This window comes from Microbacterium sp. HSID17254, from assembly GCF_003989315.1.
Lineage (GTDB): Bacteria > Actinomycetota > Actinomycetes > Actinomycetales > Microbacteriaceae > Microbacterium.
Genome location: NZ_RBLT01000012.1, coordinates 1 through 24696, shown reverse-complemented (window position 1 = coordinate 24696; position 24696 = coordinate 1). Strand labels below are relative to the sequence as shown.

At 69.6% G+C, this 24696-nt stretch carries 30 protein-coding genes; 16 read left to right on the top strand and 14 right to left on the bottom strand.

Translation table 11 applies throughout. From position 1 onward, the window contains the following. Nucleotides 1-3: 3 nt before the first annotated feature. From D8M34_RS09270 to D8M34_RS09240, 7 genes are read right to left on the bottom strand one after another with little or no spacing between them, the layout of a single operon-like run. Complete coding sequence (locus D8M34_RS09270) at nt 4-891, bottom strand: hypothetical protein (RefSeq protein ID WP_126893830.1); 888 nt, start codon at nt 889-891, stop codon at nt 4-6. Next, nucleotides 888-2396 carry a sugar porter family MFS transporter gene (locus tag D8M34_RS09265; protein ID WP_126893829.1) on the bottom strand — a complete coding sequence of 503 codons (1509 nt, stop codon included), beginning with the start codon at nt 2394-2396 and terminating at the stop codon, nt 888-890. Before D8M34_RS09265 ends, D8M34_RS09270 begins: the two co-directional genes overlap by 4 nt. Next, entirely contained in the window at nt 2386-3981 is a 1596-nt protein-coding gene (locus D8M34_RS09260; RefSeq protein ID WP_126893828.1) for an N-acyl-D-amino-acid deacylase family protein, read from the bottom strand. Before D8M34_RS09260 ends, D8M34_RS09265 begins: the two co-directional genes overlap by 11 nt. Nucleotides 3982-3985: 4 nt before the next feature. Beyond that, a complete protein-coding gene (locus tag D8M34_RS09255; RefSeq protein ID WP_085605728.1) occupies nt 3986-4714 on the bottom strand; it encodes an amino acid ABC transporter ATP-binding protein in 729 nt (242 codons plus the stop codon). Beyond that, a complete protein-coding gene (locus tag D8M34_RS09250; protein WP_085605726.1) occupies nt 4711-5418 on the bottom strand; it encodes an amino acid ABC transporter permease in 708 nt (235 codons plus the stop codon). Before D8M34_RS09250 ends, D8M34_RS09255 begins: the two co-directional genes overlap by 4 nt. Then, on the bottom strand, nt 5418-6080 hold the full coding sequence (locus D8M34_RS09245) for an amino acid ABC transporter permease (protein WP_126893827.1): 663 nt from the start codon (nt 6078-6080) through the stop codon (nt 5418-5420). The genes D8M34_RS09250 and D8M34_RS09245 overlap by 1 nt, the downstream gene beginning before the upstream one ends. A gap of 51 nt (nt 6081-6131) precedes the next feature. Then, nucleotides 6132-6950 (bottom strand): transporter substrate-binding domain-containing protein, encoded by an 819-nt coding sequence (locus D8M34_RS09240; protein WP_085605722.1) that lies wholly within the window; start codon nt 6948-6950, stop codon nt 6132-6134. 179 nt (nt 6951-7129) lie between these two features. Between D8M34_RS09240 and D8M34_RS09235 the strand changes: the two genes are divergently transcribed. Genes D8M34_RS09235 through D8M34_RS09210 form a run of 6 tightly spaced genes read left to right on the top strand, consistent with a single transcriptional unit; the run spans nt 7130 to nt 11267 of the window. Next, entirely contained in the window at nt 7130-8269 is a 1140-nt protein-coding gene (locus D8M34_RS09235) for a mandelate racemase/muconate lactonizing enzyme family protein (protein WP_126893826.1), read from the top strand. A 32-nt stretch (nt 8270-8301) separates the two neighbouring features. Further along, nucleotides 8302-8940: a bifunctional 4-hydroxy-2-oxoglutarate aldolase/2-dehydro-3-deoxy-phosphogluconate aldolase gene (locus D8M34_RS09230; RefSeq protein WP_126893825.1), complete on the top strand. Its 639-nt coding sequence runs from the start codon at nt 8302-8304 to the stop codon at nt 8938-8940. Next, nucleotides 8937-9890 carry a sugar kinase gene (locus D8M34_RS09225; protein WP_085605716.1) on the top strand — a complete coding sequence of 318 codons (954 nt, stop codon included), beginning with the start codon at nt 8937-8939 and terminating at the stop codon, nt 9888-9890. Before D8M34_RS09230 ends, D8M34_RS09225 begins: the two co-directional genes overlap by 4 nt. Nucleotides 9891-9937: 47 nt before the next feature. Next, nucleotides 9938-10363 carry a hypothetical protein gene (locus tag D8M34_RS09220; protein WP_085605714.1) on the top strand — a complete coding sequence of 142 codons (426 nt, stop codon included), beginning with the start codon at nt 9938-9940 and terminating at the stop codon, nt 10361-10363. Then, nucleotides 10360-10680, top strand: a complete 321-nt coding sequence (locus tag D8M34_RS09215) for a transcriptional regulator (RefSeq protein ID WP_085605712.1) — start codon at nt 10360-10362, stop codon at nt 10678-10680. Before D8M34_RS09220 ends, D8M34_RS09215 begins: the two co-directional genes overlap by 4 nt. Beyond that, complete coding sequence (locus D8M34_RS09210) at nt 10677-11267, top strand: GNAT family N-acetyltransferase (RefSeq protein WP_085605710.1); 591 nt, start codon at nt 10677-10679, stop codon at nt 11265-11267. Before D8M34_RS09215 ends, D8M34_RS09210 begins: the two co-directional genes overlap by 4 nt. Here D8M34_RS09210 and D8M34_RS09205 read toward each other — a convergent pair. Continuing rightward, nucleotides 11168-11728, bottom strand: a complete 561-nt coding sequence (locus tag D8M34_RS09205) for an MmyB family transcriptional regulator (protein WP_126893824.1) — start codon at nt 11726-11728, stop codon at nt 11168-11170. The genes D8M34_RS09210 and D8M34_RS09205 overlap by 100 nt on opposite strands. A 95-nt stretch (nt 11729-11823) precedes the next feature. Here D8M34_RS09205 and D8M34_RS09200 point away from each other — a divergent pair, with 95 nt between their 5' ends. After that, complete coding sequence (locus D8M34_RS09200) at nt 11824-12168, top strand: hypothetical protein (RefSeq protein ID WP_126893823.1); 345 nt, start codon at nt 11824-11826, stop codon at nt 12166-12168. A gap of 34 nt (nt 12169-12202) precedes the next feature. Continuing rightward, nucleotides 12203-12592: a hypothetical protein gene (locus tag D8M34_RS09195; RefSeq protein ID WP_126893822.1), complete on the top strand. Its 390-nt coding sequence runs from the start codon at nt 12203-12205 to the stop codon at nt 12590-12592. 16 nt (nt 12593-12608) lie between these two features. On the opposite strand, the gene D8M34_RS18995 is transcribed toward D8M34_RS09195, so the two are convergent. After that, on the bottom strand, nt 12609-13280 hold the full coding sequence (locus D8M34_RS18995; protein WP_161973061.1) for a hypothetical protein: 672 nt from the start codon (nt 13278-13280) through the stop codon (nt 12609-12611). Between the two features lie 90 nt (nt 13281-13370). Here D8M34_RS18995 and D8M34_RS18990 point away from each other — a divergent pair, with 90 nt between their 5' ends. After that, on the top strand, nt 13371-13625 hold the full coding sequence (locus D8M34_RS18990) for a type II toxin-antitoxin system VapB family antitoxin (RefSeq protein WP_161973060.1): 255 nt from the start codon (nt 13371-13373) through the stop codon (nt 13623-13625). Next, complete coding sequence (locus D8M34_RS09185) at nt 13622-14026, top strand: PIN domain-containing protein (protein WP_126893883.1); 405 nt, start codon at nt 13622-13624, stop codon at nt 14024-14026. Before D8M34_RS18990 ends, D8M34_RS09185 begins: the two co-directional genes overlap by 4 nt. Before the next feature lie 8 nt (nt 14027-14034). On the opposite strand, the gene D8M34_RS09180 is transcribed toward D8M34_RS09185, so the two are convergent. Further along, nucleotides 14035-15843: an oleate hydratase gene (locus D8M34_RS09180; protein ID WP_126893820.1), complete on the bottom strand. Its 1809-nt coding sequence runs from the start codon at nt 15841-15843 to the stop codon at nt 14035-14037. A gap of 130 nt (nt 15844-15973) precedes the next feature. Between D8M34_RS09180 and D8M34_RS09175 the strand changes: the two genes are divergently transcribed. The 4 genes from D8M34_RS09175 (at nt 15974) to D8M34_RS09160 (ending at nt 18196) form a co-directional block, all read left to right on the top strand. Then, complete coding sequence (locus tag D8M34_RS09175; protein WP_126893819.1) at nt 15974-16288, top strand: hypothetical protein; 315 nt, start codon at nt 15974-15976, stop codon at nt 16286-16288. A gap of 55 nt (nt 16289-16343) precedes the next feature. Further along, nucleotides 16344-16940, top strand: a complete 597-nt coding sequence (locus D8M34_RS09170; RefSeq protein WP_161973059.1) for a hypothetical protein — start codon at nt 16344-16346, stop codon at nt 16938-16940. An 83-nt stretch (nt 16941-17023) separates the two neighbouring features. Next, complete coding sequence (locus D8M34_RS09165; protein ID WP_025102568.1) at nt 17024-17299, top strand: hypothetical protein; 276 nt, start codon at nt 17024-17026, stop codon at nt 17297-17299. A 471-nt stretch (nt 17300-17770) separates the two neighbouring features. Continuing rightward, nucleotides 17771-18196 (top strand): hypothetical protein, encoded by a 426-nt coding sequence (locus tag D8M34_RS09160; protein ID WP_126893817.1) that lies wholly within the window; start codon nt 17771-17773, stop codon nt 18194-18196. 151 nt (nt 18197-18347) lie between these two features. Here the strand turns inward: D8M34_RS09160 and nrdF are convergent, their stop codons facing one another. The 4 genes from nrdF to nrdH are packed head-to-tail and all read right to left on the bottom strand — an operon-like array spanning nt 18348 to nt 22210. Next, nucleotides 18348-19328: a class 1b ribonucleoside-diphosphate reductase subunit beta gene (gene nrdF, locus D8M34_RS09155; protein WP_025102609.1), complete on the bottom strand. Its 981-nt coding sequence runs from the start codon at nt 19326-19328 to the stop codon at nt 18348-18350. 39 nt (nt 19329-19367) lie between these two features. Further along, nucleotides 19368-21512 (bottom strand): class 1b ribonucleoside-diphosphate reductase subunit alpha, encoded by a 2145-nt coding sequence (nrdE, locus tag D8M34_RS09150; RefSeq protein WP_029989124.1) that lies wholly within the window; start codon nt 21510-21512, stop codon nt 19368-19370. Further along, nucleotides 21509-21943 carry a class Ib ribonucleoside-diphosphate reductase assembly flavoprotein NrdI gene (gene nrdI, locus D8M34_RS09145; RefSeq protein ID WP_126893816.1) on the bottom strand — a complete coding sequence of 145 codons (435 nt, stop codon included), beginning with the start codon at nt 21941-21943 and terminating at the stop codon, nt 21509-21511. The genes nrdE and nrdI overlap by 4 nt, the downstream gene beginning before the upstream one ends. 33 nt (nt 21944-21976) lie before the next feature. Then, entirely contained in the window at nt 21977-22210 is a 234-nt protein-coding gene (gene nrdH, locus D8M34_RS09140; protein WP_017202656.1) for a glutaredoxin-like protein NrdH, read from the bottom strand. A gap of 422 nt (nt 22211-22632) precedes the next feature. Between nrdH and D8M34_RS09135 the strand changes: the two genes are divergently transcribed. Both D8M34_RS09135 and D8M34_RS09130 read left to right on the top strand, forming a co-directional pair. Beyond that, nucleotides 22633-23796, top strand: coding sequence for an MFS transporter (locus D8M34_RS09135; RefSeq protein ID WP_051582162.1), 1164 nt, complete (start codon nt 22633-22635; stop codon nt 23794-23796). Further along, nucleotides 23793-24696 (top strand): sugar kinase (locus D8M34_RS09130; protein WP_148113051.1); only part of this gene is annotated, 904 nt, incomplete at its 3' end. The genes D8M34_RS09135 and D8M34_RS09130, both read left to right, overlap by 4 nt.

Below are 24696 nucleotides of genomic sequence, written 5' to 3'. Positions count from 1 at the left end.
ATGTCATCGTACCGATGCGTGGGAGATTGTCGACAAAGTCCATTCACAGCGGACCACCGCGTGGAACACGTCGCCCGCCTCCAGGCGCTGCACCGTCCCGGCGGCGAGCGCATCGCCCACCCCCAGTCCCGCCGCCGTGGACGGCTCCCACGCGATCGTGTCCGCGCGGGGAAGGTCGGCGGCGGCGTGGTTGGACCACAGCAGCCAGTGCGGCAGCGTCCCGGCGACGTCTCGCAGCGTGACCGAGCCGGCGGGCCCGAGGAGCGCGCCGGTCGCATGCGCCCCGTGACGGGCGATATGACCCGCCCCGCCGTCCGCGTGCGCCGGCACGGCGACGACCGGCTCTCCGGCGAACAGCACGCGCCCCGGAGCGAAGAACGCGCGAGAGAAGCAGGGGTGCTCGCCCCACGTGAACGACCGGACCCCCGAACCCGTGTTCCGCACGACGGTCGAGACCGTGAGGGCGCCGTCCTCGAGAGCGATCGTGCGGGTCAGCTCCGCCACCCCGCCGTCGAGGAAGGGCCCGTCGGCGACGCACACCACGCGGTCGTCGGCGTGCGCGACCATCGTCCACGGCACCCGGGGCGCCCATCCGTGCTGCGCCGTGGACGGGGTCGGCAGTCCCGCGCCGGGGAACATGGGGAACCATCCGCCGACCAGCACCTCCTCGTCGAACTCCTGCGCCGACTCCTCCCCCGTCAGTTCCGAGGGCACGAGCAGGCGCGGGCGACGACCGTCCGACCACAGCACGTCCCCCCCGCCCGGATCGAGCTCATGGATCAGGCAGCCGTGGGCGGGCACGACCGTCGCCCGCGCACGCCCCGCCCGCAGAACGTGCACGGTCGCCACGTCCGACGCGTGCTCCCCGGCCCCCGGGCGCGACGTCGTCATCGCGACGGAACCTCCGCCCCGCCGCGTCCCGCGCTCGCCCCCATCTCCTCGAGCGAGCGGCCGTTGGTCTCACGGACCCCGAAGTACACGAGCAGGAACGACAGCGCCGCCATCACCGCGTACAGGGCGTAGCTGCCGGGGAGCGACACGTCCCGCAGGCTGGGGAACGAGAAGTTGAGCGCCACGCCCGCGAGCCAGTTCGCCGCGGCGCACACGGACAGCGCGACGCCGCGGATCCGGTTGGGGAACATCTCCCCCAGCAGCACCCACACGACCGGACCCCACGACACCGCGAACGCGACCACGAACAGGTTCGCGCCGATCAGCGTCACCGGGCCCCACACGCCGTCCAGCTGGGGCGCCCCGTCCACGATGCGCGCCGTGGAGAAGCCGATGCTCACGATCACGAGGCTGACGAACATGCCCACCGAGCCGGTCAGCAGCAGCCTGCGACGCCCAACTCGGTCGATGAGGACGATCGCGACGACGGTGGCCGCCACGTTGATGAAGGAACTCAGCACCGACAGCCCGAATGCGGCGGACTCCTCGAAGCCGACCGACTCCCACAACGAGGTGGAGTAGTAGAAGATGACGTCGATGCCGACGAGTGCCTGCAGCGCGGCGACCCCGATGCCCACCCACACCACGGGGAGGAGCCCCCGACGCCGGTCCAGCAGGTCGCGGAAGCGCCCCGCGTCCTTGTGCTGCAGAGACTCCTCGATGCGGTCCGTGAGCAGTCGCGCCTCCGCCGGCGCGACGCGCTGCAGCCGGATCAGCACCCGACGCGCCGCCTCCACCCGGCCACGCGCCACGAGGAATCGCGGGGACTCCGGGACGACGAGCGCGAGCACCAGGTAGATCAGCGCCGGCACCACCCCCGCGATGAACATCCAGCGCCAGGCCGGCAGCCCGAGGAACAGCTCCGCATCCGCGCCGCCGAGCACCCACGCGATCCCGCTGTCCGAGAGCAGGGCGACGAAGATCCCCAGCACGATAGCCATTTGCTGCATCGAGGCGAGCCGTCCGCGGACGTGTGCCGGAGCGATCTCCGAGATGTAGAGGGGGCCGAGCACGGTCGCGAACCCGACCGCGATGCCGGTGACGAGCCGCCACACCGCGAGGTCGACCACGCCCTGCGCGAGACCGCACCCGATCGCGGCGACGAAGAAGACGACGCCGGCGGTGAGCATGGTGCGGGGCCGTCCGATGCGGTCCGCGATCCACCCGGCGCCGAGCGCCCCCACCGCCGCCCCGAGGAGCGTGACGGCGACCACGACGCCCAGACCGACGGCGTCCAGTCCGAGGTTGTTCTCGATGGCGGTGACCGCGCCGTTGATGACGGCCGTGTCGAAGCCGAAGAGGAAGCCGCCGACCGCGGCCGCGACCGCGAACCCGGTCACAGCGGGGGTGAGACGTCCGCTCTCCCCTGGCGGGGGCGTCGTGGCGGCGCTCCTGCGACGGCGGCGCTCGGGCGCGGCGACGGCGGATGAGGATTCAGAGGACATCGGCTCTCTCCAGTCGGATTCCGGGTCGGTGCACGGTGCGCGCTCCCGACGAGACCACCGCGGTGCCGTTCACCCAGACGTGACGGGCGGCGGTGGCGTAGGTCTCGGGCAGGACGAAGGTGTCCGTCGCCCGCAGCAGTTCGGGGTCCCACAGGACCAGGTCGGCGAAGGCCCCGTCGGCGACGACGCCCCGATCGCGGAGGCGGAAGTGCCGCGCGACCGCGCCGGTCATCTTGTGGACGGCCGCCTCCAGGGGGAGAGTCCCCGCGCGCAGGGCATGGTGGCTCAGGAAGTGCTGGGAGCCGTGGAAGAACAGGGGATGCGGGGTCCGGGCGCCGAGGACGCCGTCCCGACGGGACGTGAAGCCGTCCACGCCGAGGAGGAAGCGCTCATGGCGCACCGCCTCGGCGACGTGGTCGGGATGGAACAGCGCTCCCATGAACTGCACGGCTCCGAGGTCGCCACCCGACGCCGCCATGATGTCGAAGTAGGCGTCCCATTCGTCCGTCCCGTTCGCCGCCGCGATCTCCGGAAGGATCAGCCCCTCCCAGTCGGGGGTGGCCGGGCTCACCGCCAGCCGGACCCGTTCCCACTGGCCCCTGTGCACGAAGCGCCAGTACCGGTCGGCGTCCGCACGCACCCGCGCACGCATCGCCGGGTCGCGGAGGGCGTCGGCCGCGGCCTCCTCCCCCGCCGAGAGCAGCCAGTCGGGCAGCAGTCCCGCGGCGAGTCCGATGCCGTCGGGATAGGGGGTCATGTCCGCGAGGACGTCGACCCCGGACCGACGCTCGCTCTCCAGCCGTGCCACCGCTTCCTCCCACGCCCCCTCGTGCGCGCCGGTGTCGTGTCGCACGTTCAGATGCGACAGCTGCGCGCGTAGCTCCCCGGCGTGGACGACGCGGAAGAACTCCGCCACGGCCTCCGCGAGCGCCGTGTCCCGGTTGCGGATGTGGCTGGCGTACATGGCGTCATGACGTCCCGCGACACGGGCGAGCGCCTCCAGCTCCGGTGTCGAGGCGTTGCGCCCCGCCCCGTATTCCAGACCGGAGCTGAAACCGAGCGCGCCGGCGTCGAGCGCCTCGTGGAGATGCCGCTCCATGGTGCGCACGAGGTCGCCCTCCGTCCGCTCGGCGGCGCGACGGAGACCCGTGTGCCCGACGAACCAGGCGAGGTTCTGCGCCGTGCCGCCGTCGTGCACGACGGTGAGGAGGTCGGCGAACGACCGCCAGCGCACCTCGCCGTCGTAGCCGAAGGCCGCGAGCGCTCGGCGGGCGGTCTCCTCGTCGCCGTCGGCGATCGGCGCGTACGTGACGCCGCAGTTGCCCACGACCTCGGTCGTCACCCCTTGGTGCACCGTGCTCAGCGCATCGCGGTTGCCCAGGATCGACCAGTCGCTGTGGCTGTGCGGATCGATGAGCCCCGGGGTGAGGAGAAGGCCGCCCGCGTCGAGTTCCGCGGCCGCGGCGATGCCGGCATCGGGCGCGACGACCGCGATGCGATCGCCGACGATCCCGACGTCGGCCGGGAACGGCTCCGCCCCGGTGCCGTCGATGACGGTCGCTCCGCGGATGAGGAGGTCGACCACGACGTCAGAGCACCTTCCCGAGGAACGCCCGCGCCCGTTCGGTCTGCGCGTGGGACAGCAGCTGCTGCGGGGTGCCGCTCTCGACGATGCGCCCGTCGTCCATGTAGATGACGCGGTCGGCGACCTCGCGGGCGAAGCCGATCTCGTGCGTGACGACGACCATCGTCATGCCCTCCTGCGCGAGCCCCTTCATCACGGAGAGGACCTCGCCGACGATCTCGGGGTCCAGCGCCGAGGTGGGCTCGTCGAAGAGCATCACGCGCGGCTGCATCGCGAGGGCGCGGGCGATCGCGACGCGCTGGGCCTGTCCGCCGGACAGGTTGCCGGGGTAGGCGTCGGCCTTGGCGGCCAGGCCGACCTTCGCCAGCAGGGCGTCGGCCCGCGCGGCGGCCTCCGACGCCCCGATGCCGAGCACCTTGCGCGGGGCGAGCGTGACGTTCTCCCGCGCCGTGAGGTGCGGGAAGAGGTTGAACTGCTGGAACACCATGCCGACGTCGCGGCGGACGGCGGCGAGGTCGGCCCGGCGCTCCTTCGCGGTGAGCAGGTGCCCGTTCACTTCGACGCTGCCGTGGCTGGGCGTCTCCAGTCCGTTCATGCAGCGCAGCAGGGTGCTCTTGCCGGAGCCGGACGCCCCGATGATGCAGACGACCTCGCCTTCGGCGACGTCGCACGTGATCCCGTGCAGCACCTCCGTGGCGCCGAAGCTGAGCCGCAGGTCGGTGACAGTGATCATTTCGAGTCTCCTCGGGAGGGGGTGAGCGCGTCCTCCACCCGGGGCGGGCGCGCGTGGATGGTGAGTCGGCGTTCATAGCGGCGGCCGGCGACGGAGAGGGCGAAGCAGATGACGAAGTAGACCGCCCCCACCACGAGGTAGGCGAGGATGGGCTGGCCGGTCTGCGAGGCGACGATGTTGCCCGCGCGGGTGAGCTCGATCAGGCCGATGACGGCCACCAGCGAGCTGTCCTTGATGAGCACGACGAGGAAGCCGATGCCCGGCGGAACCATGATGCGCGCTGCCTGCGGCATCACCACGAACCGGAGCTGCTGCGGCCAGGAGAGGCCCAGCGCCTGCGCCGCTTCGAACTGACCGCGCGGGAGGGCCTGGATGCTGCCGCGGACGATCTCGCTGATGTACGCCGAGGCGAAGATCGTGAGGGCGATCACGGCCGCCCAGTAGTCCGGCACGTTGCTGCCGGGCGACATCAGGGGCAGGGCGAAGTAGACGAAGAAGATGATGAGCAGCACGGGGACCCCGCGGATCGCCCCCACCCAGATCGCACTGATCCAGCGCAGCGGGGCGAACGGACTCGCCGCGAGGATGCCGGAGACGATGCCGACCACCCCGCCGAGAACCACCGCCAGAAGGCAGATCTGCAGCGTCACGAACGCGCCCTGGAGGATGAGGAGGAGATCGGGCAGATCGAACGACGTGAACATCAGGCCACCTTCCAGCGGATGCCGCGCGTCTCCAGGAGACGCGACGCCCCCGCGATGAGGAACGCGACGAGGAAATAGAGCAGCCCGCCGACGACGAACGTCTCGATCGTGCGGAAGGTGCTCGTCGTGATGCCCATCATCACGTGCATGAGCTCGGGCACCGCGACGATGGAGGCGATGGAGGACGCGAGGAACAGCAGGATCACCTGGTTCGTCAGCGACGGCAAGACGTTGCGCAGGGCCGGCACGAGACGCACATGGAGGAACGTCGTCCGTCGCGAGAGACCCAGGGCGTCCGCCGCCTCGATCTGCCCCTGCGGGATCGCCTCGAAACCGGCGCGGTAGATCTCCGCGAGGTACGCGGAGTTGTTGACGCTGAGGGCGAGGATGCCCGCGGTGATCGGATCGAAGTTGACGCCGACCGACGGCAGGGCGAAGTAGATCAGGTACAGCTGCAGCAGCAGCGGGGTGTTCCGGATCACCTCGACGTACGCGGCGCCGATCGCGCGGAGCACGGGGAGACGGGAGGCGCGCAGCAGGTACACGCCGACGCCCAGCGGCGACCCGATGAGCACGGCCGCGAGGGTGATGAGGATGCTGATGCCGAGGCCGGCGAGCAGCTCGGGCGCATGGGGGATGAGGTCCCCGAAGAAGAGTTGCATGAGTTGTCCGTTCCGGCTGCCCCGCCCGGGGCGGGGCAGCCGAGGAGGTCGCTACTTGATGAGCTCGGGGACGTCGGTGCCGAGCCACTCGTTGTACGAGTCGTTCGCCGCGTCGCTGATGTTGTAGTTCCGGATGAAGTTGTCGACGTAGTTCAGCCACAGCTGGTCGCCCTGCTTCAGCCCCATCGAGACCACGGACGGGCTCAGCTGCGGGGCGTCGACGACGACGAACTCGTCGCCGGAGTCGGCCAGGATGCCCTGGACGACGGAGTTGCTCTCCATCAGGGCGTCGACCTTGCCGCTGCGCAGGGCCTGGATGGAGTCGGCCACCGCCTCGAACAGGCTCGCGTCGGCCTCCGGGAAGCGCTTCTCGAGGATGGTGGCGGGTACGCTGCCGCGGGTGGCGGCCACGCTGCGGCCCGCGAGGTCGTCGTACGAGGTGATGTCGCTCCCCGCCGGGACCAGGACGACCTGGCCCTCCGCCGCGTAGGGACGGGACATGGCCACCTTCTGCGCACGCTCGTCGAGGTTGGTGAGGGCGGCGATGACGATGTCGACCTTGCCGGTCTCCAGCAGCGGGATGCGGTTCGCGTTCGTGGTGGACACGTACTCGATCTCCGCCCCCAGGGAGGCGGCGAGCGCCTGCGCGGCGTCGATGTCGAAGCCCTCGTACTCCCCCGAGCTCTTCATGACCCCGTAGGGCGGGGCGTCCGCGAACACACCGACGACGAGCGTCTTCTTCTCGAGGACTTTCGTGAGGGTGCTCTCCTGGCCGCCTGCTCCCGCGCCGCCGCTCGAGGTGCACGCGGTGAGGGCGAGGGCGGTCGTCGCGGCCACGGCGAGGCCGGTGAGGATACGCGTCAACTTCATTGTGATGCCTTTCGGGTTCGGGCCTTCGCGCTGCCGTCGTGCACAACGCTGTGGTCTCTCGTCGCACCGCTGACGGGTGCAGGAACAGACATTACCCACAGATTGCCCAGTTGTCGACAATCGACTATCTTCGGTTTCGGAAGGGGCTCCCTTTCCCTCATCACGGTTGGAAGGTCTTCATGCGCATCACCCGAATCGACACGTGCGGACTGCGAGGTGCGACACCCGAGGGCGGATGGTCGCACGAGCTGCAGCCCGACGACATCGTGCACACTCTCGTGGCGGTCCACACCGACGAGGGCATCGTCGGCGTCGGCAGCGCCTTCACCTCGGAGGCCCTGGTGCGCGGCGCCATCGACCTGCTCTCCCCGCACCTCATCGGCGAGAACCCCCAGGAAGTCGAGCGCCTGACCGAGACGCTGCACCAGACCGCCTTCTGGATGGGACGCGGCGGATCCCTCACCCACGCGACGAGCGCCATCGACATCGCCCTGTGGGACATCGCCGGCCAGGCGGCCTCCCAGCCCGTCGGACGACTCCTCGGCGGGCGCCACCGCGACCGCGTCCGCCCGTACGCGTCGGTCCTCATGGACGAGGCCGGCCCGATGACCGAGAATCTCGAGGCGCTCGTCGCGACCGGCTTCTCCGCCTTCAAGATCGGCTGGTGGAAGTTCGGCCGCGTGGACGCGGCGACCGACGAGGCCACCGTCGCCGCCGCACGGGCCGCGGTCGGCGATCGACTGCTGGCCGTCGACGCCGGCGGATCCGAGGCCTTCTTCCCGGGCGACAGGGCCTGGGCGAAGCGGACCGCCCGGATGCTCGCCGACTACGACGTCGCCTGGTTCGAAGAGGCGCTCGCCCCGGACGACATCGACGGCTTCGCGGAGCTCCGCGCGACGTCCCCCGTCCGCATCTCGGGCGGAGAGGTGCTCACCCGCCGCCAGAGCTTCCAGCCCTACCTCGACCGGCACGCGTTCGACATCGTGCAGCCTGACACGACGAAGGGCGGCGGACTGAGCGAGTCCCGCCGGATCGGGTGGGCGGCGCAGGACCGCGGCATCCGGCTCATCCCGCACGGCTGGAACACCGGCATCGGGCTCGCGGCCGACCTGCAGCTGGCCTCCGCCCTCTCCGCCACCGACCTCGTCGAGTACAAGACGGGCTCGGCCTACGTCGACGACCTCATCCACGGCGGCTGGACGCTGGACGCCGAGGGCCGCCTCGACATCCCCGCGACGCCCGGACTCGGGGTGACCCTCGACGAGGACACCCTCGGCCGCTACGGCACCCGCCCTGGATTCGCCACCGCGACCCCCTGACCGCCCCGCGCGACCGACCGCAGGAGACCATCATGCGCCCCACCCCGTCCGACACCCTCACCCGCACCGGCGTGCTGGCCGTGCTCCGCGCACCCGATGCGAGCCTGTACGAACCGGTGGTGCGGACCCTCGCCGAGAGCGGCGTCCGCTGCATCGAGCTGACCCTGACGACCCCGGGCACGATCGCCACCCTGCCCCGACTCATCGCAGCGGCGGGTGAGGCGGAGATCGGCGTGGGGACGGTCCGGGAGGAGCACGAGGCGCGTGCCGCGATCGACGCCGGCGCCCGTTTCCTCGTCTCGCCGGGGATCATGCCCGGCGTGGCGGAGGCGGCCGCCGCCGGGGAGGTGCCGGTCTACCCGGGCGCGATGACGCCGACCGAGGTGGACGCCGCGTGGCGACTCGGCGCGGCGGCGGTGAAGATCTTCCCGGCCGCGACCGTGGGCCCCGACTACATCGGGCAACTGCGCGGACCCTTCCCGGACGTGCGAACGCTGCCCTCGGGCGGCATCGCGCTGGACGAGATCCCCGCGTGGATCGCCGCCGGCTGCATCGCAGTGAGCCTGGGCGGCCCGCTCCTGGGCGATGCGTTCGCCGGCGGCAGTCTCGTCGCCCTTCGCGAGCGCGCCGAGCAGGCGCTCGCGGCCGTCGCCCGCGGACGCGCCGCGTGACCCTCCCACCGCTCCACGTCGTCACGGTCGGCGAGGCGATGGGTGTGGTCACGAACGACCGGCCCGGCCCCCTCGACTCCGCGCGGGCGCACACGTTGAGCTTCGGCGGCGCGGAGAGCAACGTCGCGATCGGGCTGGCGCGCCTGGGAGCACGCGCGAGCTGGGTCAGCCTCTTGGGCGACGATCCACTCGGCGATCTCATCGCGCGCGAGCTGCGGGCGGAGGGCGTGACGGTCCATGCTCCTCGCCGCAGCGACCGCCCGACGGGGATCATGCACAAGCACCGACGGACCACGGGGATGGCCACGGTGACCTTCTGGCGCGCGGGGAGCGCCGCCTCCGGGCTCGCACCGGCGGACGTCCCGGACGCGCTCCTGGCCACCGCGGACGTCGTCCACCTCACCGGGATCCTCGCCGGGCTCGGCCCCGACTCCTTCGCCTGCGCGAAGGACACCGCGCGGCGGGCCCGGGCGGCCGGCGCCCGCGTCTCGTTCGATGTCAACCATCGCGCCGCGCTCTGGCGCGGCCGGGACGCGCGCGCCGCCTACCGTGACCTCGCCGCGGCCGCCGATGTGCTTTTCGCGGGCGAGGAGGAAGCCGCCATCCTGGTCGGCGCGGCGACGCCGGGTGAGCTCGCGGAGCGTCTGCGCGCCCTCGGTCCGCGGGAGGTCGTCATCAAGCGCGGCGCGGCCGGGGCCTTCGCGGACGACGGCCGCGATCGCCTCGACCTCCCGGCCGTGACGGTCGACGCCGTGGACACGGTGGGCGCCGGGGACGCCTTCGTGGCGGGGTACCTGAGCCTGCGGCCGGAGGAGGCGAGTCTCGCGGAGCGGGTGCAGCGGGCGGTGGCGGCGGGGGCCTTCGCGTGCCTGTCGTCCGGCGACTGGGAGGGGGCGCCGACGGCGGCCGAGCTCGCGCGGCTCGGCGAGGCGGAGGGTGTGCGGCGCTGAGCGGCGGCCGTCGCCTCTTTTCACTTTAGGTCTGATAAAGTGCTTTCATGATCGACAAGCAGTACACCGTGGAAGAGGCGGCCCAGCAGCTCGCCGACACCGAGCGGATCGGCCGAGAGGCCCGGCGCGCGACGCGCTGGTTCCGGATCTTCGTCATCGCGCAGGCGACCTACGCCCTGGCGTTCACCCTCTCGATCGACGTCGCCGACGTGCCGTACTGGAAGGCGTTCGCGCCCTTCGCCCTCGTGACGATCTCGATCTGGATGATCGCGGTCCGCTACCGCCGCTCCGTCCCCCGGAACGGGTTCCGCAACATGGGGATCGCCCTGTGCACGTGGTTCGCGCTGTATACCCTCATGTTCGATCCGGCGCTCCAGCTGGTCGGGGCATCCTCTCCCTGGTGGTGGGTGCTCGCCGGCGTGGTGGCGGTCGCCCCGATCCTCGCCTGCGTGTTCGCGAGCTCCCGTCGATGAGTCACCCCCGCCGGGAGATCGACGCCCTCATCCACTCCCCGGTGAGGTTCTCCCTGCTGGCCGCCCTGCGCAACCTGGAGGACGTCGACTTCCGGTTCCTCGCCGACCTCCTCGAGGTCAGCGACTCCACGCTGTCGCAGGCGCTCACCGCGCTCGCCGACGCCGGCCTCGTCACCGTACGGAAAGAGGCCTCCGGTCGCCGCACACGCACCTGGGTCGGCATCACGGACGCCGGCCGCGCCGCCTTCGCCCGGCACCTCGCCACGCTTCAGGCGATCATCGACGCGGGGGCCACCACCGAGAGGACACCGGAATGAACGACGACACGGAGGTCGATGTGCGCCTCGCCCGTGGCGAGGATCTAGCGACCTGTGCGGAGACGCTCGCCGCCGCTTTCCGCGACTACCCCTGGACCCGGCACGTGATCCCCGAGGACGACTACGACGCGCGGCTCGCGGCCCTGCAGCGCCTGTACCTCGGGTACGCGCACGACCAGGGGATCGTCGCGGTCGCCGGTGAGGGCGCGGGCACCATCGCGCTTCTCCGCCCGGACGCCGCGGAACCGGAGGCCGCCTTCATCGCGCAGGTGGTCGCGCTGCACGGCGACCGCCTCGACCGCGTCGACCAGACCCCCTCCCCCGCAGGCGCGTGGCGGCTCGAGACCCTGGGCGTGCACCCTGGCCGACAGGGACGCGGGATCGCCTCGCACCTCCTCCGCTTCGCACTCGACGAGGTCGCTCGCCGTGGCGGCGGACCCGTGGTGCTGGACACCTCGGATGCGCGCAACGTGCGCCTCTACGAGCGTCACGGATTCCGGACGACTGCCCTCACCGATACCGACGGTGCGCCGCCGGTCTGGCGCATGGCGGCGGTCGTCCCCACGGACGATGCGCGGGGAGAGTAGATGACCAGCGCGAGCCCGTCCGTCCCGTTCAGGTGGAGTTGCTCGCGCGTGAAGATCTGCTCGCCCCGTTCCGCGTGGGTGAGGCGCACGACGGCGCCGCGCTGCGCACGGACGTCGTGTCGCGCCCAGATCCGTCGGAACGTCGCGCTGGCCCCGGAGAGCTCCGCGGCCAGCGCGTGGAGCCGCGCGTCGTCCCCTGCGCCCATCGCGTACCGGAGGCCGGCAGTCATGCACGCGGCGACTCCCTCCCAAGCCGGGTGCATGGCGCGCTCCTGAGGATCGAGGTACAGGTCGCGGAGCTGATTGCGGCCCGGCCGCAGGCGCGGGTTGAGGTCGCGGGCCGCGGCATTCGCGGCGAGGACGGTGAGACCGGCGTCTTCGAGGAAGGCGGGCTGGTCCAGAGCCTCGATGAGGTCGAGCGCCGTCTGCGGCAGCACGTCGTCCGACGACGAGGCCCCCACGGCGGGCGGCTCTGCGGCGAGCGCTCTCAGGTGAGCGACGTGGTCGGCGTCCAGGCGCAGCGCCCGCGCCAGGGCGTGCTCCCGCGGGGTCGGGTGTGCCCCGAGCCCGGGAGTTCAGCCACATCCAGTTCCACGGCCATGTTCCCGCGCGGACGCCGGAGGACTCCGTGCCGGCCCTGGTGAGGCTCGCGCGGCCGAGGGGAGCCGCTGATCGGACGGCTCTGGTCGTCTCGAGCGATCACGCCGACGCCGTCGCATTCGTCACGAAGCTCTACGACGAGCTCGGCTTCGACACCGTCGACGACAGCCCGCTCGCCGCGTCCTGGCGCAGCGCCCCCGGAACCCCGATGTGGGCGATGTCCGTCGACGGACAGAGCCGCGACCGGCTTCGGAGGAACCTGGAGCAGGCCCACCGCCCGCGATCCCGTCCGACGGCGTGACTCTCCCACCGGTTCCTCTCTCTACGATGGAGTCGTGCAGCTCGTGGACACCCTCTCCGTCGTCGGTGAGGTGCTGTCCTGGATCGGCCTCGGCGTCGGAATCCCGTTGCTCATCGTGGCCCTGCTGATCCGGCTCGTCGAGGGGCAGTGGGTCCCCGTCGAGATCGCCGTGATCGATCGGGACGGCCGCCCCACCGCTCGCTGGTTCGCCGGCGGCGACTTCCACGAGAGACCGCTGCGCCGCGGCGAGCCCGCGGCCACCACCGATGGATGGGTCGACGGGTTCCACAGCTCGAACGACCCGGCCCGCATCCGGATCGGTGAGCCGCCGCATCTGCGCCGGGTCCTGCGGACTGTCGGGGTCGTCTTCGCCGCGGTCGGTGCCGTCGGCCTGATCGTGTCGTTCCTCCCGCTCGTCCTCTGACTCGGCCCGCGGGACGTCACGCCCTCGACGGGCGCTCCGGGAGACCTCGGCCGAACGAGTCCAGCGCCGCGCGGTACGCGGCGGAGTCGCTCCGCACCTCATCGGTGACCAGGAGCGCTTGCGGTCCGATCTGCCGGACGTACGTCCCCCGGCAGGGCAGCGTCACCACCCTTCCGAGGCCGCGCCGCCAGGCATCGGCCAGGGTGGCGACGTCACGGCGTTCGGGGCTGTCCGCGATCGTCGTGAGGTGCGTCGCGAGATGTGCCTCGGAACCGCGCCGCTCCCACGCGCGGTACGCCGCATCATCGGACACCTCCACCCCGAACTCGTCCCGCGCTGTGGGCCCGACGAGCCGAGTGAGCACCGCCTCCCGCTCATCCGGACTCAGCGTCGTGGCGACGGCGCGGTCGAGCAGCGCCTGGTCTGGTTCGGTCGCGGCGTGCGCGACCGCGTCGCCCCAGATGCGGGGCCAGACCTCCGTCCAGCGCGCCCGGGTCTCCTCGTCCACGCGCCGCGCGGCCGCCGCCGGTCGATCGACCAGCGGCGGCGGGAGCGCGTCATCGGCGGGATCCAGCCCGTGCGCCTCGCGGATCCAGAGGAGCTCCAGCAGCGTGTGCGGTCGGTCCTCGACGGTGAGGGTCATGTCGTGCGGCCACGGGTTCCCGGGCATCGGTCGCGTCGAACGCATGTGTCCTCCCCTCCCGCCGTCGGCCGACCGCCGCCGGCCGACAGTCTTATATACTGCCTTATACAAGATCGCGGGGAGGAAGGAACGACCATGACCGTCACATCCATCGACATCGACCCCGACGAGTTGAAGCAGGCCAAGAAGCTCGCCGGAACGACCTCCAACCGCGAGACCGTGGATCTCGCCCTGCGCACCCTCATCGCGGTACGTCGCCAGCCCGCCGCCGTCGAGCGCATCATCGGCCGCCGTTTCGAGGCCGAACAGATCGACGCACCGACGGTGGCTCCCGAGCCGATGCCGGAGCGGCGCGAGGGCGCTGGATGGAGCGCGAGCACTCCCCGGTGACCATCTACCTCGTCGACAACAGCATCTGGCAGAAGGCAGGGAGAAGCAGCGCGATCGCCGACCGCCTCCGTTCCCTCTCGCCGAACCACCTCCTCATCACCTGCCCGCCGCAGGTGCTCGAGTACTGCCACTCGGCCCGTGACGCGGAGGAGTACGCCGCTCTGCGGGAAGACATGGAGGAGCTGCTCCCCGCCTGGGAGCATCCCGACGAGCAGGTCGCCCTGGACATCCAGCAGGCGCTCTGGACCAACGGATTCCTGCGAGCCGCGGCCGCTTTCGACTGCCTGATCGCGGCGTACGCCGTCGCCAACGACGCCGTGATCCTCAACTCCGACCACGACTTCGGATACATCGAGCTGGCGACGGCGGGCCGAGTCCGCCAGGAGTACGTCGCCGCCTGAGCGCACGCTCACGCGATCGCGTCGTCGTCCCGCGGGCGCGGCACCGTCGCGCCGTGCGCGGGGATGAGCCCGAAATCCGTCAGCAGCTCTCCCATCTGCGTGTTGTCGAGCTTGTCGAGGAGACGCCCCTGGAGGAAGTTCGGGCCGGGGATGTGGACGGCCTCGCCGTCGCGCAGCCGCGCGGTGGCCTTGAGGAGGTAGCGGATGTCGTAGGTCGAGTTGAAGACCTCCGGCACGCCGCGTTCCACGTCGAGCAGCTGATACGTGGCCTCCATCGCGGTGCGCACGGAGTACTCGGTGGTGAAGATCGTGTCGCGCGTCGTCTCGGCGAACTGTCCGAGGAAGGCGAAGTTGACGCTTCCCTCCGGGACCACCTGCGGACGGTCGCCGGCCCGGCGCGGCATGAAGAAGGAGGTCACGTACGGCATCATCACCGGGACCGTCTTGGCCGCCGACGCGGCGAGCTCGGCGATGTCCTCCACCGGCACACCGAGGTGGTAGAGCCACTCCTGCGCGATCTCCTCGCCCGTGCACTCCTGCATCGGCTTCTTGACGTAATCGCCGGGCGTCTCGACGAACAGCCCGTACACCCAGACCACGATCTCGTTCGGCTTCTGCGCCTTAAAGTGCGGCTGCCGGTTCACCGTCCAGCTCATCAGCCAGGCCGAGTCCTTGGCGGTGACGATCCCGCCCGTGACGACCTTGCCGCTGAACGGGTCGCGCTTGCAGATCTTCTCGATGTACTTCGGGATGCGCTCGTCGACGGTGGTGACGGTGGCGGACTCCCACTTCGTCTTGTCGATGTCGCTGCAGAACACCTCCGGTCGCCCGAACACCGGCGACTTCGCGGCGATCCGCTTCCAGAGGTCCCAGGCCGGGGCCGGGCCGGTCTTCAGCTCCGGAGCGGTGTGCTGGTCGCCGTTGCCGGAGTTCTCCGTCAGCGAGCCGATCGTCGCCAGACACAGGTCGTCCGGACCGAGGTCGACGCCGCCGGGCTCGCCGTCGGCGATCCAGTCGATGCGCGTCGCCTGGATGCGACCGTCCTCGATGTCGAACTGGATGTCGGTCACGGTGTGATGGAACCGGAACTGCACGCCGTGGTCGTCGAGGAACTTCCGCATCGGCAGCACGAGCGACTCGTACTGGTTGTACTTCGTGAACTTCAACGCGGACAGGTCGGGCAACCCGCCGATGTGGTGCATGAAGCGGTGCAGATACAGCTTCATCTCCAGCGCCGAGTGCCACTCCTCGAACGCGAACATGGTCCGCCAGTACAGCCAGAAGTTGCTGCCGAGGAAGTCGTCGCCGAACACCTCGTCGATCCGCTTGCCCTCCATCTCCTCGCGGGTGGCGAGGATGACGGCGACGATCTCCTTCTGCGCCTTCTCCGAGAGGGTGAAGAGCTTGTCCGTATGCGCGTCCTGCCCCTGCTTCTCGGTCGCCCGGCACAGGGAGACGTTGGGGTCGTCCTTGTTGAGCCAGTAGAACTCGTCGAGCACGCTGGCACCCTCGATCTCCAACGACGGGATGGAGCGGAACATGTCCCACAGGCACTCCATGTGATCTTCCAGCTCCCGGCCGCCGCGGATGACGAATCCCTTCTCGGGGTACTTGATCCCGTCCAGCGCGCCGCCGGGCAGCCCCAGCTCCTCGAGGATCGTGATCCGCTCCCCCGCGACCTGCCCGTCGCGGATCATGAAGATCGCGGCCGCCATCGCGGCGAGACCGCCGCCGACCAGCCAGACCGTCTTGTCGTCGGCCCCCTCCGGCTTCCGGGGTCGTGCGAATGCTTCGTAGTTCCCATTGCTGCGGTACATCTGTCCCACCCTCCGATTGGTCGACACCGATGCGCACAGTCCAGCCGAAACCGATGCGGAAAGGAAGGGCTTCCTCCGCGAGCGGCCGGGGCTCGCCCTCGCCGAGTCGCGTGATCGCTAGGATCGCGGGGTGACTCAGATCCCTCCGTTGCCCCGTCGCCGAGCCTTCGGATGCGGAGTCGCCTCCGCCGCCGTGGCGGTCGTCGGGATCCTGCCGACCGCGATCGTCTTCGTCCTGGCGGGGACGGCGGACCCGAACTACGGATGGCTGGTGTTCCTCACGCTGCCGCTCGCGGTCCTCTTCGGTGGCATCGCCCTCGTCCTCGGCGTGATCGGGCTCGTCTTCGCCCGCGCCGACGGCGGAGGGTATGCGTGGCCGGTCGCCGGAGCCGTGCTCGGCGTCCTGGCGATCCTTCCCGCCGCCGCGTTCCTGTGGGGCGGCTGATCTCGTGCGCCAGAATCCGCCCGCCAACAGGCTGATGCTCGCGATAGCTGCCGCAGTGGCGGCATTCTTCGTCTGGGGCGCACTCGTGCGCCCCCTGTTGGACGGCGAACCGCCTGTCGCGACCTCGCTCGTGTTCGGCGCTGGCGTGGCACTCGCCGGCCTGATCATCTGGATCGTGCTCGGACGCATCCGACGACTGCAGCGCGCCCAGCGGCGAGCGCTGCGGGAGCGTGAGCCGCAGGCACGGATCTTCGGCTCCTACGCCCTCAACGGCGTGGCCGCGTACCTCTCGCGCACGATCCCCCTTCTCGGACTCGGCGCCGCACCGCGCGGCCTGCTCACGGCGAGCCCCACCGGGGTCATCGAGCCCTCGGGCTTTCGGCTGGTCCGCGGCGGAGCGCGTCTCCTCACGGCCTACAGCGTTCCTCGGGACCGGATCCAGGGCGTGACGAGGGGCGGCATCCAGGAGGGCGCCTTCCTCTATCCGACCCTGGTGATCGTGGTCTCGCAGGAAGCGGGACAGGTCGCGATCCCGGTGCCGGTGACCAGGGACGACGCGCCGCTTCGCCGGGAGTCGCCGGATGGCATGGATCGCCTCATCTCCGATGCGGCACGGATCTGGGGCGTCCCGGTACTCGGGGACGGCGACTGACGCGAGCGACTCCGCGACCGGAATCGACGCGCGAGCGCGGGTGACTGATGCGTAAATCGACAGCGTGGTGGTTGATTGCAGCGATGACCGCCGTCTCGCTCATCACTCTCGGCCTCGTCATGACCTACCGTTTTTCGACTCCGCTCGTCGATCCTGCTCCGCCGACGCCGGACTACGGGGTCCAGGCGCTCGTCGCCGGCGTGACGATGGCGGCAGCGACGGCGGGTGGCCTCGGCGCGGGCGTGTACGCGACGAAACGCGAGGTCGCCCGAGGCCGCATCGTCGGCTGGACCGCCGCCGCGATGCTCGCGGGCACCGTTTTGGGAGCGGTTCTGGCCTTCGTCCTGAGCGCACGCTGAGGTCTACCCGATAGCCGCCGGAAGGAAGAGACCCGCGACCCGGGTCATTGCGATGATCTTCGACCTTCCATGAAGGAGGGGAAGTCGGAAGCACCGAGGCCGTCCGGCGCAAAGAACGACTGAACAAAACTCCGGGCCGCTCGTTCCAGCTGCTCGGCTGTGAGATTGCTACCTCCGAGCGAGAAACCGTACGTACCGTCTTCGGGCCCGTTGGTCCACGTGAAATGGTAGGCGTGCACCCCATCTGAAGGTCCTGATTCGCGTACGTCGAACATCTCCCCGCTGACATCCAGAACCGTGTTCACATCCGCCACGCTACTGCGCAGCACAGCGCCACAGAATAGTCTTGCGAATCGCGGCGAGCGCGACCGCGATGACGGTCGTCATCTCTCTCCTGCGAAGGAGGCCGGCCTATGTCATGCTCGGTCTGCGGCGGATGGATCTTCAAGGGGCGATGGGTATGCTCACGCCATGGAACCCGCTGCGATAGCCGACCACACTCCGGAGAAGGGTTCGACGCGGCGCCGCAGGATCCGGGTCGGCCTGACCGTCGCCGCAGCTCTCCTCATCGTGTTCTACCTCGCACGGCTGGGCTGGCTGTTCATGATGGCGGACGAGGGCGACACTCCTCCCCTGTCAGCCGTGACCCTCCCTGCCGGCGCGCAGGTGGTCGGCCAGAGCGAAGGCTGCGGAAGCGGCGGCTGCTCGGTGACGTTCACCGTTCGCCCACCCGACGGCATGACCCCGGAACAACTCGCCGCGGAGATGGGGGCGACGCCGCAACTGTCGGTGCCTGGGAACCTGTGGGATCCGCGCACTGTGTGGGTGTCCGCGCAGCCGTCAGCGGGCACCTTGAAGCTCGTCGCCGACTACACATCGGGCGAGTACGTGCCGTAGCCCGACCGTTCCGTCTGAGCGCTGACAGCGGACGACCGGACCGCGATCGTCAGGCTCACGGTGGGTTACCCGACGGCGCCTCCGGCCAGCCCGAGGGTCGGGTCGGCCGGAGTCGGACGCATTACTCTGCTTGCGTCCCGCCGCGCAGGGCTCAGAAGTCCCAGTCGTCGTCTTCCGTGGCCTCGGCCTTGCCGATGACGTAGGAGGAGCCCGAGCCGGAGAAGAAGTCGTGGTTCTCGTCCGCGTTCGGGGAGAGCGCCGACAGGATCGCCGGGTTCACGTTCGTGACGCTGGAGGGGAACATCGCCTCGTAGCCCAGGTTCATCAGGGCCTTGTTGGCGTTGTAGTGCAGGAACTTCTTGACGTCCTCGGTCAGCCCGACGCCGTCGTAGAGGTCCTGCGTGTACTGCACCTCGTTGTCGTAGAGCTCGTAGAGCAGCGAGAACGTGTAGTCCTTGAGCTCGTCCTTGCGCGCCTGGTCGGCCGTCTCGAGTCCGCGCTGGAACTTGTAGCCGATGTAGTACCCGTGCACGGCCTCGTCGCGGATGATGAGGCGGATGAGGTCGGCCGTGTTCGTCAGCTTCGCCTTCGACGACCAGTAGATCGGCAGGTAGAAGCCCGAGTAGAACAGGAACGACTCCAGCAGCGTGGAGGCGACCTTGCGCTTGAGCGGGTCGTCTCCCTGGTAGTAGTCCATGATGATCTGCGCCTTCTTCTGAAGGTTCACATTCTCCGTGGACCAGCGGAACGCCTCGTCGATCTCCTTCGTCGACGCGAGCGTCGAGAAGATCGAGGAGTAGCTCTTCGCGTGCACCGACTCCATGAACGCGATGTTCGTGTAGACGGCCTCCTCGTGCGGCGTGATCGCGTCGGGGATCAGCGACACCGCGCCGACGGTGCCCTGGATCGTGTCGAGGAGCGTGAGCCCGGTGAACACCCGCATGGTGAGCAGCTGCTCGTCGGGGGTGAGCGTGTTCCACGACTGCACGTCGTTCGACAGCGGCACCTTCTCCGGCAGCCAGAAGTTGTTCACCAGACGGTTCCAGACCTCGAGGTCCTTGTCGTCCTGGATGCGGTTCCAGTTGATCGCCTGCACGCTGGAGACCAGCTTGAGCGGGGAGTGAGGAGTCATTCTTGTCCTAGTTCCTGGGTCACTGAGCCTGTCGAAGTGTCAGAGCATGCACGAGACGCACTCGGTCATGTCGGTGCCCTCGAGCGCCAGCTGACGCAGACGGATGTAGTAGATCGTCTTGATGCCCTTGCGCCATGCGTAGATCTGGGCCTTGTTGATGTCACGCGTGGTGGCGGTGTCCTTGAAGAACAGCGTCAGCGACAGGCCCTGGTCGACGTGCTGCGTGGCCGCGGCGTAGGTGTCGATGACCTTCTCGTAGCCGATCTCGTACGCGTCCTGGTAGTACTCCAGGTTGTCGTTCGTCATGAACGCCGCCGGGTAGTAGACGCGACCGAGCTTGCCTTCCTTGCGGATCTCGATCTTCGAGGCGATCGGGTGGATCGAGGAGGTCGAGTTGTTGATGTAGGAGATCGAGCCCGTCGGCGGCACGGCCTGCAGGTTCTGGTTGTAGATGCCGTGCTCCTGGATCGACGCCTTGAGCTGGACCCAGTCCTCCTGCGTCGGGATGTGCTTGCCCGCGAAGAGCTCCTTGACCTTCTCGGTCTCCGGGACCCAGGCGCGGTCGATGTACTTGTCGAAGAACTCGCCGGACGCGTAGGTCGAGTCGGCGAATCCGTCGAACGCCGTGCCGCGCTCGATCGCGAGCTGGTTCGAGGCGCGCAGCGCGTGGAACAGCACGGTGTAGAAGTAGATGTTCGTGAAGTCGACACCCTCCTCCGAGCCGTAGAAGACGTGCTCGCGGGCGAGGTAGCCGTGCAGGTTCATCTGACCCAGGCCGATCGCGTGCGACCGGTCGTTGCCGTCCTCGATCGAGCGGACCGAGCGGATGTGGCTCTGGTCGCTGACCGCGGTGAGCGCGCGGATCGCGGTCTCGACCGTCTGGCCGAGGTCGTCGGCGTCCATCGACAGCGCGATGTTCATCGAGCCGAGGTTGCAGGAGATGTCCTTGCCGATCTCCTTGTACGACAGGTCGTCGTTGTAGGTGGTCGGCGTGTTCACCTGCAGGATCTCGCTGCAGAGGTTCGACATGTTGATGCGCCCCTTGATGGGGTTGGCCTTGTTGACCGTGTCCTCGAACATGACGTACGGGTAGCCGGACTCGAACTGGATCTCGGCGACGGTCTGGAAGAACTCGCGGGCGTTGATCTTCGTCTTCTTGATGCGCGGGTCGTCGACCATCTCGCGGTACTTCTCGGTGACCGAGATGTCGCCGAACGGGACGCCGTAGACCTTCTCCACGTCGTACGGCGAGAACAGGTACATGTCCTCGTCGTTCTTGGCGAGCTCGAACGTGATGTCCGGCACCACGACACCGAGCGACAGCGTCTTGATGCGGATCTTCTCGTCCGCGTTCTCGCGCTTCGTGTCGAGGAAGCGCATGATGTCGGGGTGGTGGGCGTTGAGGTACACCGCACCCGCACCCTGACGCGCGCCGAGCTGGTTGGCGTAGCTGAAGCTGTCTTCGAGGAGCTTCATGACCGGGATGATGCCCGAGGACTGGTTCTCGATCTGCTTGATCGGGGCGCCCGCCTCGCGGATGTTCGACAGCAGCAGGGCCACGCCGCCGCCGCGCTTCGAGAGCTGCAGGGCGGAGTTGATGCCGCGGGCGATCGACTCCATGTTGTCCTCGATGCGCAGCAGGAAGCAGCTGACGAGTTCGCCGCGCTGGGCCTTGCCCGCGTTGAGGAAGGTCGGGGTGGCCGGCTGGAAGCGACCGGAGATGATCTCCTCGACGAGGTTCACGGCGAGCTTCTCGTCGCCGTCGGCCAGGGCGAGCGCGGTCATCACGACGCGGTCCTCGAAGCGCTCGAGGTAGCGCTTGCCGTCGAACGTCTTCAGCGTGTAGCTCGTGTAGTACTTGAAGGCACCCAGGAACGTCTCGAAGCGGAACTTCTTCGAGTAGGCGAGGTCGTTGAGCTTCTGCACGAAGTCGAACGAGTACTTCTCGATGACAGCGCCCTCGTAGTACTCCTTCTCCACGAGGTAGTCCAGGCGCTCCTTGAGCGAGTGGAAGAACACCGTGTTCTGGTTCACGTGCTGCAGGAAGTACTCCCGCGCGGCGCGCTTGTCGGCGTCGAACTGGATCTTCCCGTTCGCGTCGTACAGGTTCAGCATCGCGTTGAGCGCGTGGTAGTCCAGGCCCTCGTACGCGGGGTTCACCTTGAATGCCACTGTCTCGGTCACTGAAGATTCCACCGTCGTTCCAATCCGTCGCTCACGCGATCCACGTCGTCCTGTGTGCCGAAGATCTCGAGCCGATACAAGTGAGGCACGTGGCACTTGCGGCTGATGATGTCGCCGGCGAGGCAGAAGGCGTCGCCGAAGTTGGTGTTGCCCGCGGAGATGACCCCGCGGATGTGGCGCCGGTTGCGCTCGTCGTTGAGGAACCGGATCACCTGCTTGGGCACGGCCCCCTTCTCGACCCCGCGCCCAGCACCCCCGCCGTAGGTGGGGGTGACCAGCACGAAGGGCTCGTCGACGACGAGGTCCTCTTCGTTCCGGTGGAGGGGGATGCGTCGGGCGGGAAGCCCGAGCTTCTCGATGAAGCGCGCGGTGTTACCCGACACGCTCGAGAAGTAGACCAGGAGCGGCGCTGCGGTCGCGACTAGGTGCATGATTCACCCCGGTCCCTGAGCGACGCCGAAGGCTCACGCCAGGCGGGACGCGAGCTCGTCGATCTTGTCGGGACGGAAGCCCGACCAGTGGTCCTCGTCCGTGACGACGACCGGCGCCTGCATGTAGCCGAGCGCCTTGACCTGCTCCAGGGCCGTCGGGTCCTCCGACAGGTCGTGGATCTCGTACTCGATGCCCTTGGCATCCAGGGCACGGTAGGTCGCGTTGCACTGGACGCAGGAAGGCTTGGTGTACACCGTGATCGACATCTGAACCCCTCAAATCTCTGGTTTCTCCGGCAGACCTCCGCCGGGATCTCAATACTACATATAGGGACGGACATTCGGTGCGACCACAAGGGGTAGTAGTTACATCCGTGTAGTTTTTCCACCGCTCTCTACAGATACAACACAGGTTGTCCACCGTTTCTTCCACAGGCGGACCCCCTCTCCCGGGGTCGTCGACCCGCGGGAAATCGCGGCTGGGAGGAGCCTGTGAGAGATCCATCCACAGGGGGCACCCTACGAGGGGCTTCCGACATCCCCAGGCCTGTGGAATTCGCCCGTCGGCGTGTCCACGGCGTGTCGCGGCGTGTCGGTCACCGGCCCGTCCCTCCGACGTCGCCGCCGCCCGGTACCGTGGTCGAGTGGCGGGCTATCGGGATCTTCTTCGCACGCCGGGAGTGGGCCGCATGATCGCCGCCCAGCTCACCGCGCGCTTCCCCAACGGGATGATGTCCTTGGCGATCCTGCTGCATGTCGAGCAGCAGACCGGATCGTACGGATCAGCGGGCCTCGTGCTCGCCGCGACCAGCGTCGGCCAGGCGGTCGCCGGCCCCATCACCAGCCGGTGGATGGGCGCCTGGGGCATGCGGCGGGTGCTGACCCTCACCCTGTCCGTCTGCGTGATCGCCGTGCTCGGTCTCGGGCTGCTGCCGCTCTCCGTCCCCGGCTACATGGCTCTCGGCATGATCGCCGGCCTGTCGACCCCGCCCGTGCAGGCGGCCGTCCGCACGATCTACCCCAAGCTCGTGAACGCCGGCCAGCTCACGCCGCTGTTCTCCCTCGACGCGTCCCTGCAGGAGATCATCTGGGTGCTGGCCCCGGTGGTCATCACCCTCGTCTCCACCCAGGTCGGCACCATGGAGGGTCTGCTCCTGGTGGCGATCGTCCTCGTCGCCGGCGGCGCGTGGTTCATCCTCTCCCCCGAGGTCGGCCGCGTGCGCATCCCCCGCAGCCGCAATGCGCTGGGCAAGGTCGTCCTCAAGCCGCCCGTGCTCCTCGCCACGGTCATCGGCTTCCTCCTCATCGGCGCCTGCTCGGCGGTCGAGGTCGGCGTGGTCGCGACGTTCGAGCACGGCAGCCTCGCGGCGGGCCTCATCCTCGCCGTCTTCTCCGCCGGCAGCCTGGCCGGCGGCCTCGCCTTCGGCCACATCCCGATCGGCCCGTGGGCCATGGCGCGCCGCCTGCTCATCGTCACCGTGGGCCTGGCCCTCACGATGGTGATGCTCAACGTCTTCTGGCTGGGCGGCACGCTCATCCTCGCCGGCATCGGCATCGCTCCCGCCCTCGCGGTGCTGTTCGCCATCACCACGGCCAGCGTGAAGTTCAGCGAGACCGCCGAGGCCTTCGGCTGGGCGGGCACCGGACAGCTCATCGGCGCCGCAGCCGGATCGGCGGTCGCCGGCTTCCTCGTCGACGTCGGCGACTGGCGCGGCGCCTACCTGGCCGCCACCATCTTCGCGGGCGTCGGACTGCTCGTCTCGATCGTGTTCGTGCGCTCCTTCCCCGATCTGCGTCACCGCGACGCGAGCCCCCATCCCGACACCGAGCCCCTGGCGGTCACCCCCTCATGAGCCCCTCCGTCCCGTCCTCCTCCCCCGCGATCGTGTGCGTCGGCGAGTCGATGGCGCTGATCACGCCCACCGGCGCCGACCTCGCGTCCGCCGACACGGCGTCGATCACGCACGCGGGCGCGGAGGCGAACGTCGCGGTCGGCGTGGCGGCCGCGGGCCACCGCGCCGTCTGGGCCTCCCGCCTCGGCGACGATCCCCTCGGCCGACGTCTCACCGCCGAGCTGGAACGGCGTCGCGTCGAGTTGTGGACCGAGCTCGACGCCGAGGCACCGACCGGTGTGATGTTCAAGGATCCCGGCGTGGAGTCGTCGGCCGTCTACTACTACCGCCGCGGCTCGGCCGCCTCGCGCATGGCACCGGGGTTCCTGTCCCCCGCGCAGCTCGCCGGCGTGCGCATCGTGCACACCACGGGCATCACCCCGGCGCTGTCCGCGACGTGCCTGGCGATGGTCGACCAGCTCTTCGCCGACGCGCGCACCGCCGGAGCCGTCGTCTCGTTCGACGTCAACGACCGCCGGGCGCTGTGGAGTCCGGAGGAGGCGGCCGCCACGCTGGCTCGTCTGGCCGACGCCGCCGACATCGCCTTCGTCGGCCGCGACGAGGCCGAGCGCATCTGGGGCACCGCCACAGCAGCGGAGATCCGCGCCCACCTCCCGCACTGCGGTCTCCTCGTCGTCAAGGACGGCGACGTCGGCGCGACGGCGTTCGCGGGCGACGCGGATCCGGTGTTCGTTCCCGCGCCGGTGGTCGACTTCGTCGAGCCCGTCGGTGCCGGCGAGGAGGACGAGCCGTCCCCGGTGCTGAGGCTCAGGGTGGCGTGCGGCGCGGCGACCGCGAGGTCCCGGCGGAGATCGACGAGGAGGGCGCGCAGGGCGTCCCTGCCCATCTCGCTCGGGGCCT